The 19,124-nt window shown below is 27.9% G+C and carries 20 protein-coding genes and 1 tRNA gene; 18 read left to right on the top strand and 3 right to left on the bottom strand.

Translation table 11 applies throughout. The features are described from left to right. Positions 1-220 precede the first annotated feature (220 nt). From QOZ93_RS13225 to QOZ93_RS13235, 3 genes are read left to right on the top strand one after another with little or no spacing between them, the layout of a single operon-like run. On the top strand, positions 221-349 hold the full coding sequence (locus tag QOZ93_RS13225) for a hypothetical protein (RefSeq protein ID WP_307357215.1): 129 nt from the start codon (positions 221-223) through the stop codon (positions 347-349). A gap of 50 nt (positions 350-399) precedes the next feature. Then, positions 400-636, top strand: coding sequence for a hypothetical protein (locus QOZ93_RS13230; protein ID WP_307357217.1), 237 nt, complete (start codon positions 400-402; stop codon positions 634-636). After that, the gene (locus QOZ93_RS13235) at positions 599-838 is read left to right on the top strand and encodes a hypothetical protein (protein WP_307357219.1); all 240 of its coding nucleotides are present in this window, start codon (positions 599-601) and stop codon (positions 836-838) included. Before QOZ93_RS13230 ends, QOZ93_RS13235 begins: the two co-directional genes overlap by 38 nt. Before the next feature lie 38 nt (positions 839-876). On the opposite strand, the gene QOZ93_RS13240 is transcribed toward QOZ93_RS13235, so the two are convergent. Together QOZ93_RS13240 and QOZ93_RS13245 are read right to left on the bottom strand one after the other, a co-directional pair. Beyond that, the gene (locus tag QOZ93_RS13240) at positions 877-2,385 is read right to left on the bottom strand and encodes a sensor histidine kinase (RefSeq protein WP_307357222.1); all 1,509 of its coding nucleotides are present in this window, start codon (positions 2,383-2,385) and stop codon (positions 877-879) included. Next, positions 2,378-3,061 carry a response regulator transcription factor gene (locus tag QOZ93_RS13245; RefSeq protein ID WP_111944128.1) on the bottom strand — a complete coding sequence of 228 codons (684 nt, stop codon included), beginning with the start codon at positions 3,059-3,061 and terminating at the stop codon, positions 2,378-2,380. The genes QOZ93_RS13240 and QOZ93_RS13245 overlap by 8 nt, the downstream gene beginning before the upstream one ends. A gap of 174 nt (positions 3,062-3,235) precedes the next feature. Between QOZ93_RS13245 and QOZ93_RS13250 the strand changes: the two genes are divergently transcribed. The 5 genes from QOZ93_RS13250 (at position 3,236) to disA (ending at position 10,680) form a co-directional block, all read left to right on the top strand. After that, positions 3,236-4,966, top strand: coding sequence for an ABC transporter ATP-binding protein (locus QOZ93_RS13250; RefSeq protein ID WP_307357224.1), 1,731 nt, complete (start codon positions 3,236-3,238; stop codon positions 4,964-4,966). Between the two features lie 178 nt (positions 4,967-5,144). After that, positions 5,145-5,369 (top strand): hypothetical protein, encoded by a 225-nt coding sequence (locus QOZ93_RS13255; RefSeq protein ID WP_111944127.1) that lies wholly within the window; start codon positions 5,145-5,147, stop codon positions 5,367-5,369. A gap of 238 nt (positions 5,370-5,607) precedes the next feature. Beyond that, positions 5,608-8,088 (top strand): ATP-dependent Clp protease ATP-binding subunit, encoded by a 2,481-nt coding sequence (locus QOZ93_RS13260; protein ID WP_307357227.1) that lies wholly within the window; start codon positions 5,608-5,610, stop codon positions 8,086-8,088. A gap of 149 nt (positions 8,089-8,237) precedes the next feature. After that, complete coding sequence (gene radA / locus QOZ93_RS13265; protein WP_307357229.1) at positions 8,238-9,605, top strand: DNA repair protein RadA; 1,368 nt, start codon at positions 8,238-8,240, stop codon at positions 9,603-9,605. Positions 9,606-9,621: 16 nt separating this feature from the next. Further along, complete coding sequence (gene disA, locus QOZ93_RS13270; RefSeq protein ID WP_111944124.1) at positions 9,622-10,680, top strand: DNA integrity scanning diadenylate cyclase DisA; 1,059 nt, start codon at positions 9,622-9,624, stop codon at positions 10,678-10,680. A 77-nt stretch (positions 10,681-10,757) separates the two neighbouring features. Here the strand turns inward: disA and QOZ93_RS13275 are convergent, their stop codons facing one another. Then, positions 10,758-11,162 (bottom strand): nucleoside triphosphate pyrophosphohydrolase family protein, encoded by a 405-nt coding sequence (locus tag QOZ93_RS13275; protein WP_307357233.1) that lies wholly within the window; start codon positions 11,160-11,162, stop codon positions 10,758-10,760. Positions 11,163-11,484: 322 nt separating this feature from the next. Between QOZ93_RS13275 and QOZ93_RS13280 the strand changes: the two genes are divergently transcribed. From QOZ93_RS13280 to QOZ93_RS13325, 10 genes are all read left to right on the top strand, one after another. Beyond that, entirely contained in the window at positions 11,485-12,597 is a 1,113-nt protein-coding gene (locus tag QOZ93_RS13280) for a PIN/TRAM domain-containing protein (RefSeq protein ID WP_111944122.1), read from the top strand. Position 12,598: 1 nt separating this feature from the next. After that, positions 12,599-13,300, top strand: a complete 702-nt coding sequence (gene ispD / locus QOZ93_RS13285; RefSeq protein WP_307357236.1) for a 2-C-methyl-D-erythritol 4-phosphate cytidylyltransferase — start codon at positions 12,599-12,601, stop codon at positions 13,298-13,300. A 158-nt stretch (positions 13,301-13,458) separates the two neighbouring features. Then, positions 13,459-14,856 carry a cysteine--tRNA ligase gene (cysS, locus tag QOZ93_RS13290; RefSeq protein ID WP_111944120.1) on the top strand — a complete coding sequence of 466 codons (1,398 nt, stop codon included), beginning with the start codon at positions 13,459-13,461 and terminating at the stop codon, positions 14,854-14,856. 250 nt (positions 14,857-15,106) lie between these two features. Continuing rightward, a complete protein-coding gene (rpsD, locus tag QOZ93_RS13295; RefSeq protein ID WP_111944119.1) occupies positions 15,107-15,700 on the top strand; it encodes a 30S ribosomal protein S4 in 594 nt (197 codons plus the stop codon). A gap of 366 nt (positions 15,701-16,066) precedes the next feature. Further along, a complete protein-coding gene (locus QOZ93_RS13300; protein ID WP_111944118.1) occupies positions 16,067-16,474 on the top strand; it encodes a Mini-ribonuclease 3 in 408 nt (135 codons plus the stop codon). Between the two features lie 138 nt (positions 16,475-16,612). Next, a complete protein-coding gene (gene rlmB / locus QOZ93_RS13305; protein WP_307357247.1) occupies positions 16,613-17,353 on the top strand; it encodes a 23S rRNA (guanosine(2251)-2'-O)-methyltransferase RlmB in 741 nt (246 codons plus the stop codon). A gap of 8 nt (positions 17,354-17,361) precedes the next feature. Then, positions 17,362-17,871, top strand: coding sequence for an NYN domain-containing protein (locus QOZ93_RS13310; RefSeq protein ID WP_111944116.1), 510 nt, complete (start codon positions 17,362-17,364; stop codon positions 17,869-17,871). A 96-nt stretch (positions 17,872-17,967) separates the two neighbouring features. Continuing rightward, positions 17,968-18,585 (top strand): RNA polymerase sporulation sigma factor SigH, encoded by a 618-nt coding sequence (gene sigH / locus QOZ93_RS13315; protein WP_422723886.1) that lies wholly within the window; start codon positions 17,968-17,970, stop codon positions 18,583-18,585. A 144-nt stretch (positions 18,586-18,729) separates the two neighbouring features. Beyond that, positions 18,730-18,805 (top strand) — tRNA-Thr (locus QOZ93_RS13320). 98 nt (positions 18,806-18,903) lie between these two features. Further along, the coding region (locus QOZ93_RS13325; RefSeq protein ID WP_307357244.1) for a GTP-binding protein at positions 18,904-19,124 on the top strand (221 nt) is incomplete at its 3' end.

Below are 19,124 nucleotides of genomic sequence, written 5' to 3' on the forward strand. Positions count from 1 at the left end.
CCTCACGTTTAAAAAATTCTTTTATTCTATTATACATAAAAAAATCCTATGAAATAGACTTTTTTTAAATTGTCTACTTCATAGGATACATTTTAACTTAACTAGGTTTTTTTATTATTTATTTAAGGTAAAAAATTACTTATAATCCTAACAAAACCTAGAATATTTCTTAAAAAAAAAACAAATAATAATCACATAAAATTTATGGAGGTGTTTAGTTATGGCTAAAAAAGATCAACAGGCTTCATGGGAAAAGAAAAGATATAAATCAAGTCCTAAAAATGATGTAGAACCTGTACCAGAGATACAAAATAAAACTACTAATAAGAAAAAATTTAAGTTTAAATAGAAAGGTTGGTGAAATCCGTTAAATAGTAGTAATAACTAACGGATAAAAGTATGTCACAATATTCTCTAGATATTTCAGGAAAAATAGATTTAAGTGATTATAGTATAATAGATGATTATATGAAAGTTGTAGGCAACAATGATAAAATAAGAATATCTATAGATAATCAACAAAATAAAGAAAGTGGAGTTATATGTAGTATGCTAGAAAATGCAGATTTTCATATTCAATCTAAAGGAGGAGAGAATAATGGAAAATACTACATCCAAGCGATTAAAGAAAGATAAATCTAGTTATTATAATATATCTAAAATAAATCAAGCTTATGGATCAGATACTTTTATTCATAATATAGAAGAAAAAGGTATGCCATTAGATGACTTTGTGGATAATTATCCTAGTTTTTATTTCCCATGGGGAAAAAGTACTTATGTACAAGAAACAATAAATGAAAGAAGTGATATAAGGATACGTAAACTACAAAGTTAAAACTCCCCTAAGATATTATTAGGGAAGTTTTATAATAATTATAGTTGTTTGTTAAGAGTAAAGAAAAATTTAACTCCAGTTTTAGTATTTTTTAAATCAAAGTCACTTTCATGTAGTATGAGGATATTTTTGACTATTGACAATCCAAGTCCAGTACCACCAAGGTATTTATTTCTTGATTTATCTACCCTATAAAATTTTTCCCATATAAAATCTAATTCTTTTTGGGGTATTTGATCCCCTTGATTTTCTACGTCTATGATTACTTTATTTTTTAGAGAATTATGATTTTGTATGGTAATAAAAATAGTTGTATTTTCATCTGAATATTTTATTGCATTATTTATTATGTTTTCTAGGACACTTTCTATTTTAAAAATATCACCTAACACAATAGTTTCTTTTTGTATATTAAATTGTAAATAAAATATTCTATTACTTTCAGTATTTTTATATTTTTTATATATCTTATCTATAAGATCAAATAATAAGAATGGTTTAATATTTAAAGAAAACGTACCTGATTCCAATTTGGAAAGTTCTAGCATATTCATAACTAAGGTATTCATTTTCTTTGTTTCATCTATAATTACATCTAAATAAAATTCCTTGTCAACTTCATCAACTATTCCATCTTTTAGACCCTCACTATAACCTTCAATTAAACTAATAGGTGTTTTTAATTCATGAGAAACACCTGCTATAAATTCTTTTCTTAATTTTTCTAAAGCACGTTCTTTTTCTATATCTGCTTTTAATTCTTCATTGGCTTTATTTAATTTTTTTAAAGTACTATCTAGGGTATTAGATAAAAAGTTTAGGTTATTAGATAAAGTACCTATTTCATCATCAGATTTTATAGCACATTTTTCAGAAAAATCTAGAGATGCCATTTTAGTAGCTATTTTATTTACTTCTATTAGTGGTTTTGAAATTATTTTAGAGTAAAATAAAGATAAAACAGCTATTATAATGATAACTATTAAATAAGCATATAAATAGTAAATCTTTATTACTGAAGATGCTTCACCGATAGGCTGTAATGTAGAGATTACAAACAAAATATCTGTAATTTCATCGTCAACTACTATAGGTGATACTACTACTAAGTTATTAGTATTTAAAATCGGATTTTTGAAATTAAAATGAACTGTTTTTTTTGATAAAATTACATCAAAGTAACTTTTTTCATAAGAAACCCAGTTTTTAATAGCCATTATAATAACATCTTTACTATCTACTTCGTAATTATGCTTAATGGGTTGTTTAATATATTTTATAACTCCACTTTTATTCAGAAAAGCAATTTGTGCATTATTTTCATCCTCAAATTTATAAGCATATTCATATAAATCCTTATTTGGAGTTTGATCAGATATATATGTTTGTTTTAATTTTTCAACGCTTTGAGTTAAATTTTTGGTTTTCTGTTTATAATAGAATTTTTCAAAAAAAAGACTTTCAGTAAACATAAATAAAGTAACTAGAGCAAGTAATAGAACAGCGGTTACTATGAAAAGCTTAAAAGTTATGCTTTTTCTATTCATTTGGAACTTCAAACTTATACCCCATTCCTCTTACTGTAGAAATTAGGTGTGATTTATTTTCTAATTTCTCACGAAGTCTTTTAATATGAGTGTCTACAGTTCTATAATCTCCAGTATAATCAATTCCCCAAATATTATCCAATAAGGAATCTCGTGTAAGTACTATACCTTTATTATTAATAAAATATATTAAAAGATTATACTCTTTTGGTGACAAATTGATAGGTTTATTATTAATAGTTACATCTCTAGACAAAAGGTTTATATGAATTCCGCAAATATTAATAGAATCTTTATTTGCACCTAAAGATCCATCAACACGTTTCAAAAGAGTTTTACATCTAGCTACTAGAACCTTAGGACTAAAAGGTTTAGTTACATATTCATCCGCACCTAATTCAAAACCTAATATTTTATCTTCATCTTCCGATTTTGCTGTTAAGAAAATGATGGGTATGCTAGAATTTTTTCGTATATATTTACATACTGAAAAACCATCTAATTTGGGCATCATTATATCTAATATGATAAGATCAGGTTTATTAACATTAAACATATTTAATGCAATTTCACCATTTTCTGCTTCCATAGTATTAAAACCTTCCTTTTTGAAATAATCTTTTAAAAGTTTTCTCATTCTTATTTCATCTTCAACAATCATTATAGTTTTATCCATAGTAACACCACCTTAATTTGTTTAGTATTAGTATAGTATAAAAATATTATAACAAAAAGTAGTATATAAAGTTAATTATTAGAGTTTGACAATTAAGATTTACTATATTAAACTAATTAAGTATTTAAATTTTGAAAATTTAGACAAATAACAAAGATAAGGAGGGGGAGGGCGATGATTAAAAGATTTATATCATATTATAAACCGCATAGAAGATTATTTATTTTTGATTTAATTTGTGCTTTTCTTATGGCATCTTTAGATTTAGTTTTCCCAATGGTTACGAGAGAAATATTAAATAATACCTTACCTAATAAAAATACAAGGCAATTATATATTTTTGTAATAATTTTAATAGTAATATATCTAGTTCAATATATGTGTAGTTATTTTATGCAATATTGGGGACATGTTATTGGAGTAAGAATGCAATATGATATGAGAAAAGATATATTTTATCATTTACAGACATTATCATTTAGTTTCTTTGATGAAAATAAAACTGGACATATTATGTCTAGAATAATAAATGACTTAATGGAAGTTTCAGAACTTGCCCATCATGGCCCCGAAGATTTATTTATTTCTATAGTTATGATTATAGGTTCATTTATTTCTTTATGTACCATAAATGTTCAACTAACATTAATTATATTTTCATTTATTCCATTTTTAATCTGGTTTACTTTGGTTAAAAGAAAAAAATTAGGAGAAGTATTTGGTGAGGTAAGAAAAAAAGTTGCTGATGTTAATTCAAGGCTTGAAAATAGTATTTCAGGAATTAGAGTTTCTAAATCTTTTACTAATGAGAAATATGAAATAGAGAAATTTGATAAATATAATAAAGAGTTTAAAGAAGTTAGATCTTATGCTTATAAGTACATGGCTGAGTTTTTTTCAGGAATAAAGTTAATAATTGATTTGTTACAAGTAATAACAATAGGGGCTGGAGGTTATTTTTATATTAGAGGAAAGGTATCTATGCCAGATATAGTAGCTTATTTATTATATATAAACTTCTTTATGCAACCTATAAGAAGACTAGCAAATTTTATAGAGCAATATCAATCAGGTATGGCGGGATTTAGAAGATTCGATGAAATTATGAATGTGAAACCTAATATAGTAGACAAAGAAGATGCAATAACATTAGAAAATGTAGAGGGAAATATTCAATTTAAAAATGTATCTTTTTCATATGATGATACTACTATACTGGACAATCTAAGTATTGGTGTACCTAGAGGAAAATGTTTAGCATTAGTTGGTACTTCAGGAGGAGGAAAAACAACAATTTGTCACTTAATACCTAGATTTTATGAAGTGGAAAAGGGGAAGATTTTACTTGATGGAGTGGATATAAGAGACATTAAATTAAACTCTTTACGAAAAAATATAGGCATAGTTCAACAAGAAGTATTTTTATTTACAGGTACGATTAAAGAAAATATTTTATATGGAAATCCGGAGGCTAAAGAAGATCAGGTGATACAGGCTGCTAAAAATGCTAATATTCATGAATATATAATATCTTTGAAAGATGGGTATGAAACTAATGTAGGAGAAAAAGGATTGAAATTATCAGGAGGACAAAAACAAAGGATAGCTATTGCAAGAGTATTTCTAAAAAATCCGCCTATATTAATTTTAGATGAAGCTACATCTGCTTTAGATAATGAAACGGAAATTGCAATCCAAAGCTCTTTGGAACAATTATCCAATGGAAGGACTACCTTAATTGTAGCTCATAGATTATCAACGGTGAAAAATGCCGATAATATATTAGTTTTAACTAAAAAAGGCATAGAGGAGGAAGGAAATCACGAAAAACTAATGAAACATAAAGGAATTTATGCTAAACTATATAATGCACAGTTTAAAGGAAATAATAATTATGACCTTTAGGAATAAAATTCAATAAGTTGACATTCTCTCTAAAATTTACAATTTTTGCAAAAAGATAATAGTAAAGTAAGAGGAAAACACAATATTACATAGAATAGTAATATATGGAATAAAATGCAAATACAAAAAACAACTTAATTTAAAGAAACAAATTAAGTAGATGTTAGGGGGAAAAGCTATGATAAAAAGCAAAAGCTGTTTAGAAGATTTATTAAAAGAAATGAAAAGTTTTACATATTATAAAGAAGAGAGTCAAATAGATGTGCAACTTAAAGATATAAATGGGGTTACAATAAGATGTAATACTCCTAGTTGTATCGAAATAAATATGTTAGACTATGATAAAGCTATTTCATTTTTATACAAAGACAGAAAGTACATAAATCAAAGTGTCTTTTGCTAACTAGCTCAAATGATAAACACACTATAATATTATAGTGTGTTTATTATTTTACATATAAATAAATTAATATTTGATTTGTTTCCAATTTGTAAAGAAAAATTTTAATCTCTCAAGTAGTTTTTTTATTAAAATATGTATATTAGGATTAATATACATAGGTTTGGATATAATATGAAATAAAATTGATTCTATTATTTTCATTAATTTAATATTAAATGTTTAGGAGGGAAAAAATGGGATGATGTTTAGTAGATTTACAGAAAGAGCCCAAAAGGTTCTTATTTATGCACAGGAATCAGCACAGGAATTAAGACATGGTTATGTAGGAACAGAGCATGTTCTATTAGGTATAGTAAAAGAGGATTCAGGAATAGCTAAAAGTATATTGAATGATATGGGAATTAATACGGATAAAATTAAAAACTCAATTTTACAATTTGAAGGAGAAGGAGATTTAGAATTCTTAACTTCGCAGGTACCATTAACACCTAGAACAAAAAGGTTACTAGAGATGAGTTTAGTGGAAGCATCAAATTTAAGACATACTTATGTGGCACCAGAACATATATTGGTTTCTTTAATTAGAGAAGGTGAAGGTGTTGCATATAATATATTATTGAATTTAGGTGCAGATATAGAAAAATTAAGGAAAAATCTAGTAGATACTCTTCAAGGATACAAAACTACGGTTACAACAAACAATAAGAAAAAATCATCCATGAAAACTCCAACGCTAGATAAGTATGGAAGAGAATTAACAATATTAGCATCAGAGGGTAAAATAGACCCAGTTATAGGAAGGGAAAATGAAACTCAAAGAGTTTTAGAAATATTGTGTAGAAGAATAAAAAATAATCCGTGTCTTATCGGTGAACCAGGTGTAGGAAAAACTGCTATAATAGAAGGATTGGCTCAAAAAATTGCAGAAGGTAATATTCCAGAGATATTAGTTAATAAAAGAGTAGTTACATTGGATTTATCATCTATGATTGCAGGATCTAAGTATAGAGGAGAATTTGAAGAAAGATTAAAAAAGGTTATGGATGAAATAGAGAAGTCAGGAGATGTTATTTTATTTATAGATGAGATGCATACAATAATAGGTGCTGGAGGTGCTGAAGGGGCTATAGATGCCTCTAATATTTTAAAACCTGCATTGGCAAGAGGCAAGATTCAATGTATTGGTGCAACAACTATTGATGAGTATAGAAGGCATATAGAAAAAGATAGTGCTTTAGAAAGAAGATTTCAACCTATTATGGTAGGAGAACCAAGTAAAGAAGAAACTCTTCTAATATTAAAGGGATTAAGAGATAAATATGAAGCACATCATAGAGCTAAGATTACAGACGGAGCATTAGAGGCTGCAGTAACATTGGCCGATAGATATATAACAGATAGATTTTTCCCAGATAAAGCTATAGATTTAATTGATGAGGCTGGAGCAAAAGTTAGAATTCAAAGTTTAGTGACACCTCCAAGTGTTAAAATATTGGAGGAAAGATTGCAAAACATAAATAAGGAAAAATTAGATGCTATAGCTGTTCAAGATTTTGAAAAAGCAGCCCATTTTAGAGATAAAGAAAATGAAATAAAGAATAGATTAGAAGATACTACAATTAATTGGAATAATCAGAAGGAAAGTAAGAATATTATAGTAGAAGAGAAACATATAGCAAATGTAGTTTCTAGTTGGACGCAGATTCCAATAGAAAAACTTACAGAGCAAGAAGCTGAAAAGTTATTAAATCTAGAACAAATATTGCATAAAAGGGTTGTAGGTCAAGAAGAAGCGGTAAATGCTATTTCAAGGGCAGTTAGAAGAGCGAGAGTAGGATTGAAGGATCCTAAAAGACCTATTGGATCATTTATATTTTTAGGACCAACAGGAGTTGGAAAAACTGAATTATCGAAGGCATTGGCTGGAGCTATATTTGGAGATGAAAATAGCATTATAAGAATAGATATGACTGAATATATGGAGAAACATACAGTTTCTAGATTAATAGGATCACCTCCGGGATATATAGGGTTTGAAGAAGGTGGGCAGTTAACAGAGAAAGTAAGAACAAAGCCTTATTCGGTAGTATTGTTTGATGAAGTAGAAAAAGCTAATCCAGAGGTTTTAAATATCTTATTGCAAATCCTGGAAGATGGTAGATTAACAGATGGAAAGGGAAGGGTAATAGATTTTAAAAATACTATTATTATTATGACATCTAATGTAGGAGCATCTATAATTAAAAAACAAAATAGTTTAGGTTTTTCTTCAAATGAATTAAAACAACAATCAGAATATGAAAAAATGAAAGAAAATATGATACAGGCTTTAAAGAAAAATTTTAGACCTGAGTTTTTAAATAGAATAGATGATATTATAGTATTTAAACATTTGGAAGAAAATGATTTAGAAGAAATAATAAAACTAATGTTAAATGATGTTGTTAACAGACTTATTGAAAAAGAAATTTATCTTCAATTTAATGAAGATGTTAAAACTTATTTAGTTAAAGAGGGATTAGATTTACAATACGGAGCAAGACCACTTAGAAGGATTATTACTAAAATAGTAGAAGACAAACTTTCAGAAGAAATTTTATTAGGAAATGTAAAAAGAGGAAATGAAGTTTTAGTATCTATTGAGAATGAAAAATTAGTGTTTAATAATATCAAATTAGTGGATAAAACTATGGAAGAAGTTTTGAAAATTGATGATTAATATGATACTATTTACTTAATAAGAGTCCTCCATCTTTTATTTTAGATGGAGGATAAATTTGATTAATATATTAAAAAGTTATAGAAATTGTTACATATAAAGTATATAATTTATTTTAGTCTTAAAAAGTTATTTAGGAGAACTTTGATATGGCAAAATTGAAAACAGTTTTTGTGTGTCAAGAATGTGGATATGAGACTTTAAAATGGTTTGGGAAATGTCCACAATGTAATAGGTGGAATACTATAGTTGAAGAAACTGTTCAAAAAAAGGATAGTGGAAAAACAAAAACAATTAAAGAAATTAATAACAAGCCAAAGAGTATTGTTAATATAAAGTCTGGAGAATATGAAAGATATAATACAAATATAAAAGAGTTAAATAGGGTTTTAGGTGGGGGACTAGTGAAAGGGTCATTAACACTTATTTCTGGTGATCCTGGAATAGGCAAGTCTACATTATTATTGCAAACAGCTGGAAATATAGCTAAAGAATATGGCAAGGTACTATATATATCAGGAGAAGAATCAGAGGAACAAATAAAAATGAGAGCAGATAGATTAGGTATAATTAATGAAAATCTATTTGTTTTATCGGAAACTAATATAGATGATGTAGAAATTCATATAGAAAATCTAAAGCCCATTTTTGTTATAATTGACTCTATACAAACCTTATTTAAAGATACTCTTAGTTCAGCACCAGGAAGTGTGTCACAAGTTAGAGAATGCTCCAACAACCTTATGCGTATAGGAAAAAGTATGGGAATTCCATTGTTCATCGTGGCACATGTTACAAAGCAAGGAGAACTAGCGGGACCAAGAGTATTGGAACATATGGTAGATACGGTACTTCATTTTGAAGGAGAAAGAACTCAAGAATATAGGATTCTTAGAACTATAAAAAATCGTTTTGGAACGACTAGTGAGATAGGTGTTTTTGAAATGAGAGGAGAAGGGCTTATAGAAATAATTAATCCTTCAAAGGCTTTTTTAGAGGATACTAGTTATCAGAAGGAAGGTTCCACAGTAATAGGGATAATAGAAGGAAGTAGACCTGTTTTGGTAGAAATACAGGCACTAGTTAGTGAAACAAAAGCAGTGATGCCTAGAAGAACAGCAGTTGGTGTTGATACAGGAAGGTTAAGTTTGATATTAGCCGTACTAGAAAAAAAATTAAAGATTCCCTTTTATAATTCAGATGTTTATGTAAATGTAGTTGGTGGGTTAAATCTAGAGGGAACTTATGGTGATTTAGGTATTGCTATAGCTCTTATATCAAGTGTAAAGAATAAACCAATAGCTTTGGACAAGGTACTTATAGTTGGAGAAGTAGGATTAACAGGGGAGATTCGATCTGTTGCTTATATAGAAAAATTAGTTAACGAAGGTAGAAAGTTAGGGTTTACTAATTTTATAATTCCAGAAAAAAGTAATATTACCATAAGTGATAATATTAATAATATTAATATTGAGTATGTAAGTTCTTTAAAAAAATGTATTAGTAAAGTTTTTTAATAAAGGGTGAATTATTGTGAGATTAAAAAAAGATAAGGAATTAATGGATATATTAAAATTAATGGCCCCAGGAACTCAGCTTAGGGAAGGATTAGAAAATATTTTACGCGCAAAAACAGGTGGGTTAATTGTTATAGGTGATAGTGAGAATGTTTTAAAGACTGTTGATGGTGGATTTAATATAAATGCAGATTATTCACCAGCATATGTCTATGAACTTGCTAAAATGGATGGGGCTATTGTTATAAGTTCGGATTTAAAAAGAATTTTATATGCTAATACGCAACTTATGCCTGATGCATCACTTCAAACTTGTGAAACAGGAACTAGGCATAGAACAGCTAATAGAATGGCTAAACAAACAGGATGTATTTTAGTTGCAATTTCTCAAAGAAGAAATATTATAACCGTGTATAAAGGTGATCTAAAATATATACTAAGGGATAGTAGTGTTATTTTAGCTAAAGCCAATCAAGCAATTCAAACTCTGGAAAAGTATGTATCAGTTTTGGATAGAATAATGATTAATCTAAATCTTTTAGAGTTTCAAGATTTAGTTACATTATTTGATGTAGTAACAGCAATTCAGAGAACAGAAATGGTTATGAGAATTGTTGAAGAGATGCAAAGATATATTTGTGAGCTTGGAAATGAAGGTAGACTTATTTCAATGCAGCTTAATGAGCTTGTAAAGGATGTAGAAGAAGAAGGAATACTTTTAATTAGAGATTATTGTGAAAAAGATTTAGATTTCAATAGTATATATGAAGATCTACAGAAGTTTTCTTCAGAAGATTTAATTAATCTAGATTATATAAGTAAAACCCTAGGATATAATGGTGTACCGTTAGTGGATACTTTAATTTCTCCAAGAGGGTATAGAATGCTGAATAAAGTTCCTAGACTTCCATCAAGTGTTATTGAAAATGTAGTTAAACATTTTCATGAACTTCAAAGAGTTATGGAAGCTTCTTATGAGCAATTAGATAATGTTGAAGGAATTGGCGAAGCAAGAGCTAATGCAATTAAAAATGGATTAAAAAGACTAAGAGAACAGTTCTTATTAGATAAATAAGTGTTACACGTAAATATTTTAATATATGAATATTCCCCATCTTCATATTAAATGAGGTGGGGAATATTTAATATATATTATCTTAATGTATATTTTCCAAGAGTTAATAGCTTATTATTTTCATGTAATAAAATATCATAAACATTTATATCTAATAAGTTGCATAGGCATGTTAAGTAAAATAAATGATTACCTATTTCAGATTCTATAATATCTTGACATTGCTTGCAAGGTTTACCTTCAAGGTGAGAACTTACAAGGTCCTTTAATGTATCTAAATTTACATCTTGCTTAGGATCTTTTTCAAGTTGTTTAGTTGCATCTATTTTTAAACATCCACAAGAAGTTACAGACTTACATACAGACCTATTAATTCTAGCTTCTGATTCTTGTAATTTTGTTAATATATCTAAAATACTTCTATGCCTTATGAGACACTCATTCACAGAATTTTGAAAATCATCAAAAATGATATCTTTCAATAAAATCAGCTCCCCTATATATTTAATATAGTTATTTAAAAATAATAATACTTAACTCTTGCCTATATAATAAATTAAATTCTATTTTTTTTATAGGGGGTTAAAATAGAAATATATGTATATATAAAAGAAATACAAAAAAAGTAAATTTAAAGAAATTAAATGACAAATATTAAGGTATAATTAATATAGTATTAAATATGCCTTAATAAGTTATTAGGAAGAATAGTTTTTATTGCAATAATGCTAGTATTAATATATATTAAAATAAAGCATATTAAAAGAAAAATATGTTAATAATCTAAAAGGGAGGTGATATAAGTTGCTAAAGAAAATTTTAAGAGTTTTATTTACTTTAATAGGAGGTACTATAGGGTATCTTCTTGCAAGTGGATTTTTGACTTTAAATATTGTTAATAAAATAAAAAGTTTAGCACTTATAGCTAATAATTCAATTTATAAACTTATTTTTGTTATTATAATAACTTTATTATTTGCACTATTAGTATTTATGATTTCTCCTGTTTTGGTAAAATACGTTATTACTGGAATGGAGCACGTAGAGAAGTCGTTACAAAAGAGACCGGTAGGAGAATTATTATTTGGAACAATAGGAGCTATTATAGGATTAATTATCTCTGCATTATTCCTAAATCAATTTAATAAAAATTCTATTTTAGGTACTATACTTACAATAATTATAACCGTTATAGTAGTTGTTGTTTGTACAGACATTGGAATCAGAAAAAAAGACGACTTATATGGATTCTTTTCCAATTTAAAAAGAACAGGTGGAAATATAAAAGATAAAAAGAATAAAGGAAAGGCTACCCCTAAAGTATTAGATACTTCCGTAATTATAGATGGAAGAATTTTAGATATTTGCCAAACAGGATTTATAGAAGGTACTTTGATAATACCTAATTTTGTTTTAGAAGAATTAAGACATATTGCTGATTCCTCAGATGACCTAAAAAGAACTAGAGGTAGAAGAGGATTAGATATTTTAAATAAAATTCAAAGTGAACTTAAAATCCCTGTTGAAATAAGTGAGGTAGATTTTAAAGAAATAAGTGAAGTGGACAGTAAATTATTAAAGTTAGCTCAACACCTCAATGGTAAGGTAATAACTAACGATTTTAATTTAAATAAGGTTGCTCAATTTCAAGGAGTTGAAGTTTTAAATATAAATGAACTTGCTAATGCAATTAAACCGATTGTTTTACCAGGAGAGGAAATGACAATTCAGGTTGTTAAAGAGGGTAAAGAATCAGGCCAAGGAATTGGATATTTAGATGATGGAACTATGATAGTTGTAGAAGGAGCTAAAAGACATCTAGGTGAAGTAATGGATGTTCAGGTTACATCTGTGCTTCAAACTGCTGCAGGTAGAATGATTTTTGCCAAGAGAAAAAGTAGTATAGAAGGGGTTTAACATGAGTAATTATGCTATTGTTTTAGCTGCAGGTAAAGGTAAAAGAATGAAAGCTGATATGAATAAACAATTTCTAACTATTAAAAATAAACCTATTTTATATTATACATTAAGGCAAATTTCAAATTGTAAGGAAATTGATCATATAGTATTAATAGCAAGTAAGGAAGAAATAGAATATTGTAAGACTAATATAGTTAAAAAATATAAATTTAAAAAGATTGAAAATGTAATTGAAGGTGGTACTGAAAGACAAGAGTCAGTATTAAAAGGTTTATTATATTTACAGGATAAAAACTGTGATATAGTGTGTATTCATGATGGAGCAAGACCCTTTATAAACTCTTATGTTATTGAAAAGGGGATTGAATATGCAAAACTTTATGGTGCGACATCCTGCGGTGTGCCACCTAAAGATACTATAAAGATTAGGAAATCTAATAGATTTTCAGAAAAAACACTAAATAGAGATTACTTGTTTTGTGTTCAAACTCCACAAACCTTTAACTATGATCTAATATTAAAGGCTCATTTATATATACATAGGAATAAGATAGTAGTAACAGATGATACGGCAGTTGTAGAGTGCTTAAATCATAGAGTATTTTTATATAATGGAGATTACAATAATATAAAAATAACAACACCAGAAGATATGATTTTGGGAGAAAGAATTTTAGAAGAAATAGAAAAAGAACTTTAATAGTTTTATTGATATATTTTGAAGTAATATATATTTCTAAAGGTTTTTTATATGTAATTTCTATGATATACTAAATTAGAATTAAATGATCAAATTAATATGGAAATCCAATATTCTCAAAATAGATGTAGAATATATAGTATAGAGGAGGGAATACTTTGAAGATATTTAATACTCTTACAAGAAAAAAGGAAGAGTTTGTACCTATTGAAGAAGGAAAGGTAAAAATGTACGTATGTGGACCTACAGTATATGATTTTTTTCATATAGGTAATGGTAGAACCTTTACTATTTTTGATACTGTAAGAAGATACCTAGAATATAAAGGATATGAAGTTACATTTATACAGAATTTTACAGATATAGATGATAAAATGATAAAAAGGGCTAATGAAGAACATATAACTGTAAAAGAATTAGGCGATAGATTTATAAGTGAGTACTATCAAGATGCTGATAATTTAAATATAAAAAGAGCCAGTGAAAATCCTAGGGCTACGGAATTTATGAATGAAATAATTGCATTTGTACAGGAATTAATAAACAGAGGATTTGCTTATGAAGTGGATGGTGATGTTTATTTTGATACTAAAAAATTTGCGGCTTATGGAAAGCTATCTGGTCAAAACCTAGAAGATTTACAGGCAGGGGCTAGAATAAGTGTTGATGAAAGAAAAAAAGATCCAATGGATTTTGCAATATGGAAAAGTGCAAAACCTGGAGAACCATCATGGAAATGTCCATGGGGAGAAGGTAGACCAGGATGGCATATAGAATGTTCTTGTATGGCTCAAAAGATCTTAGGTGAAACAATAGATATACATGGTGGAGGTATGGATCTTGCATTTCCACATCATGAAAATGAAGTAGCACAAAGTGAAGCTAGAACAGGAAAGCCATTTGCAAATTATTGGATGCATTCTGCATATTTAAATATAAATAATAAAAAGATGTCTAAGTCTTTGAATAATTTCTTAACTGTTAGAGATGTTATAGAAAAATTTGATGCAGATGTAATTAGATTTTTTATGCTTCAAGCACATTATAGAAGTCAGTTAAATTATAGTGTTGAATTATTAGATGCTGCTAAATCATCAGTTGAGCGAATGTATAATTCTATAGGAAACTTAGAAAGTCTTCTAGATGAAGTTAAGACTGAGGGATTAATGAAAGAAGAAAAAGAACTTCTAAAAGAAATAAATTCTTTTAAAGAGAAGTTCATAGAAAAAATGGATGATGACTTTAATACTGCAGATGCTATATCTGTAATTTTTGATTTAATAAAGGAAGTCAACTTAAAGGTTAATGCAAATTCTTCAAAAGAATTAGTTAAATCAGCTTTAGACCTAATAAGGGAATTAGGAGAAGTTTTAGGTATTCTTCAAAAATCTACAAAGGGAAGCCTAGAAGAAGAAGTTGAAGCACTAATTGAGCAGAGACAACAGGCCAGAAAAGATAAAAACTGGGCTTTGGCGGACAAAATAAGAGATGATTTAAAAGCTAAAGGCATTACATTAGAAGATACACCACAAGGCATTAGATGGAAAAAAATATAAAAGTTAAAATGACTATATGCTAGATACCATGCATATAGTTTTTTTGTAGAAATTTTATTCGATATTTAAAGTATTATTTAGATAAACATAAGAAATTATAAAATATTTTAATGAGAACGGTTCTCAAGAAATAAAAAGATAGTGAAAATCATTTTCAATTAGAGAAATTGTATGATATACTTTTATTTGTTAGCAAGGATAAACATATTATCGCGGCGGAAATTATTAAAAAACATAAAGGAGGCCAACTATGGCAAGATATACGGGTCCTAGATTTAAACAGTGTAGAAGACTAGGTGTCAATGTGTGTGGACATCCAAAAGCTATGAACAGAGCTACCAAAGAAAATAGTAGAGCAGCCAAAAAACTTTCAGACTTTGGTAAACAATTATTAGAAAAACAAAAAATTAGGGCATATTACGGAGTACTTGAGAAGCAATTTAAAAGATATGTGGACAAGGCGATGAAAAGTAGAGAAATTACAGGTGATGCCCTTCTTAAATCTTTAGAATGTAGATTAGATAATATGGTATATAGAATTGGATTTGCAAATTCTATTCGTCAAGCAAGACAGATGGTTAATCATGGACATATCCTTGTAAATGATAGAAGAGTTAATATACCTTCTTATTCAATAAGTGTAGGGGATAGAATAACCCTAAGAGAAAAATCAAGAAAAAACGATATGTTTAAAATTAACTTTGAAGAAATTTGCGGTTTTGATTTACCATATATAGAGAAAGATTTAAATACTTTTACAGGAACTTTAAGTAGAATGCCTGAAAGAAGTGAAATCCCTGTTGATGCCAATGAACAGCTAGTTGTTGAGTTATACTCTAAATAATGTTTTATAATAATTATTACTAGTGATTTTAGAATATCCATTAGCTAATTTATAAAAACACTATCTTAATAAATTAATTTATATCAAATGCCATTAAATATAAGTTAATTACAACCTACATCGATCTCCTCATAATAGAGGGGATTTTTTTATGTATTTTTATATAAGAATCTTATATAAAGAAAGTATACAGTGTAAAAATTATCAAATGTGAAAATATGTATATATCTAAAATCCTCTTTGTAGTTTTAAAGGTATATAGGCAACTATCATACTATACTATATCTTGACATAAGGAGCAAAATAAACTATTGTATGAATTAAGTCTAGTATAAAAAACATGCTATAATATTAGGAGTATTACATATGGAAATAGATTTTTTAAACAAAAAAATTAGTAAAAAAGAAGCAATAAATATTAATCCTTTAGTTTTAGCTTACATAGGCGATGCTGTTTATGAAGTCATTATTAGAAATTATCTTATACAAAAAAATATGAATATGAATGTACATAAATTACATGTTAAGGCTACAGGGTATGTTAAAGCTAAGGCTCAAAGTGAATATATGAAGGTTTTATTAGATGAATTAAATGAAGAAGAGATGGCAATATTTAAAAGAGGACGTAATAGTAAATCATATACAAGTCCTAAACACGCAGAAATTGGTGATTATAGAATAGCTACAGGCTTTGAGGCTCTGATTGGATACTTATATATGGTAGGTGAGAATGAACGTATAAATCAATTATTAAATTTGATAATTGAAGACTAATAAATTAAGAGGTTGAAATATATGAAAGATAAAAGAAATATTAAGGATAAAAAAGGATTTAAAAATCACGAAGAATTTAAACAGAAAAAGAATTTTAAAGATAGAAAAGAAACTTGTGATTTTAATTTTAATCAAGGTATGGATAATGTAGTAGAAGGTAGAAATGCTATTATGGAACTTTTGAAAAGTGATAAAAGTGTTGAGTCATTACTTGTTATGAAAGGTGAAATTAATGGTTCATTAAAATCTATAATTAAAATAGCAAGAGATAAGAAGGTTGTAATAAAAGAAGTTGACAGAAAAAAATTAGATTCAATGTCTCAAACTAATTCACATCAAGGGGTTATAGCTATAACAACGCCTTTTGAGTATTGCTCTGTTGAAGATATTCTTAAATATGCTAAAGAAAAAGGAGAAGATCCTTTTATTATAATACTAGATGAACTAGAAGATCCTCATAATTTCGGTTCTATTATTAGAACAGCAGAAGTATGCGGAGTACATGGTATTATAATTCCAAAAAGAAGAAATGTAGGGGTTACACCAGTAGTATATAAAACTTCTGTTGGAGCAGTGGAACATATGAATATTGCCAAGGTGACTAATATAAATACATGTATAGATCAATTAAAAGAACAAGGTCTATGGATATATGGGGCAGATATGCATGGAAGATCTTATTGCTATGAGGCTAATTTTAAAGGGGCAGTAGCTTTGATTATTGGTAGTGAAGGAAAAGGTATGGCTAAATACACTAAAGAAAAGTGTGATGTTTTAGTAAAAATTCCTATGGTTGGAGAAATAAATTCATTAAATGCTTCCGTAGCTGGGGGAATTGTTATGTATGAAGTACTAAAACAAAGATTTAGCCAAAAATAAGTTTAAAAGTGAAAATAGTTTTTGTAGATGGATACAATGTTATAAATAGTTGGCCTAATTTAGCTTCTATTAAAGAACATAATTTTGAAGGTGCAAGACAAAAATTAATAGACATTCTTCAAAATTATGTTTCTTTTAAAGGATATAAAGTTTTTTTGGTATTTGATGCTCATATGGTAAAAGGTGCCCTTGAAAATAAAGAAAGAATTGGTGATCTTATAGTGGTTTTTACTAAATATGGAGAAACTGCAGATAGTTTTATTGAAAGATCAGTTAATAAAATAGGAAGAAAATCTGATGTGTGTGTAGTGACATCTGATTCATTAGAACAGCAATTAGTATTTCAAAGAGGAGCCACTAGAAAGTCATCTTTAGAGTTTTTTCACGAGATACAAAACATGAACCATGGAATTACTAGAAGAATAAACTCAAATTATGCAGATGGAAGAAATTTGATAGAAGATCTTGTTGACAAGAATATACTGAATACCTTAGACAAAATGCGTAGAAACGGTTGAAGTCCCTTCATTAAGTAGTGTATAATCATAAAAGAATTGTGTGTTGGTCTTGGAGGGATAAAAGTGGATAATAGGTTTAGTTGTACTGAAAATTTTATTGATGATAAAAAATTTCAAGGAATGTTAGATGAAGAAATAGTTGTTGAAGCTAAAAATGGAAATGTAGAGGCTCAGGACTATTTGATTAATAAGTATGAAACTTTCGTAAAATGCAAATCTAAATCCTATTTTTTAATAGGGGCAGACAAAGAAGATATATATCAAGAGGGTATGATAGGCTTATATAAGGCTATAAGAGATTTCAAGGCTGATAAATTATCTTCATTTAAAGCCTTCGCAGAACTTTGTGTTACTAGACAAATAATAACTGCAATAAAAACAGCCACAAGACAAAAGCATATACCTCTAAATACATATGTATCTTTAAATAAACCAATATACGATGAAGAATCAGATAGAACGTTAATTGATGTTCTATCAAGTTTAAAAGTTACTAATCCAGAAGAATTAATTATAAGTAGGGAAGAAGTAAGTGCCATAGAAAAAGAAATCAGTAAAGTACTATCAGATTTAGAATTAGAGGTATTAAATTCCTACTTAGATGGAAAGTCTTATCAAGAAATAGCTTGTGATTTAGATAGGCATGCAAAATCAATAGATAATGCACTTCAAAGGGTTAAAAGAAAACTAGAAAAATGTTTATCTAAAAGATAAATTCCATATTGACAACATAGTTTAAAAAGGGTAAAATTAATAATTAGTTGTGATGTAATTTAACATTTACATAAAATGATTTTGGTGTGTCTAAAAAAATGTAAAATGGCTAAATGTTTAAAGGTTATAATGGTGATGAAATAAGCCCATGTAGCTCAGTAGGCAGAGCGTCACCTTGGTAAGGTGGAGGTCACCGGTTCAATCCCGGTCTTGGGCTCCAAGCTTTTTTTATTTTTTTATATACAACACACCAGGATGAGTTTATTAAACAAAAAATTATTACTTAAAGTATTTTTTTATATAAAGGAGGAAAAAATAATGGCAAAAGCTAAATTTGAAAGAAAAAAACCACACGTAAATATAGGAACAATAGGACACGTAGACCATGGTAAGACTACATTAACAGCAGCGATTACAATGGTATTATCTAAAAAGGGATTCGCAGAAGCATCAAAATATGATGAAATCGATAAAGCACCAGAAGAAAAAGAAAGAGGAATCACAATCAATACTTCACACGTTGAGTATGAAACAGACAA

This window comes from Hathewaya limosa (assembly GCF_030815255.1).
Classification (GTDB): domain Bacteria; phylum Bacillota; class Clostridia; order Clostridiales; family Clostridiaceae; genus Hathewaya; species Hathewaya limosa.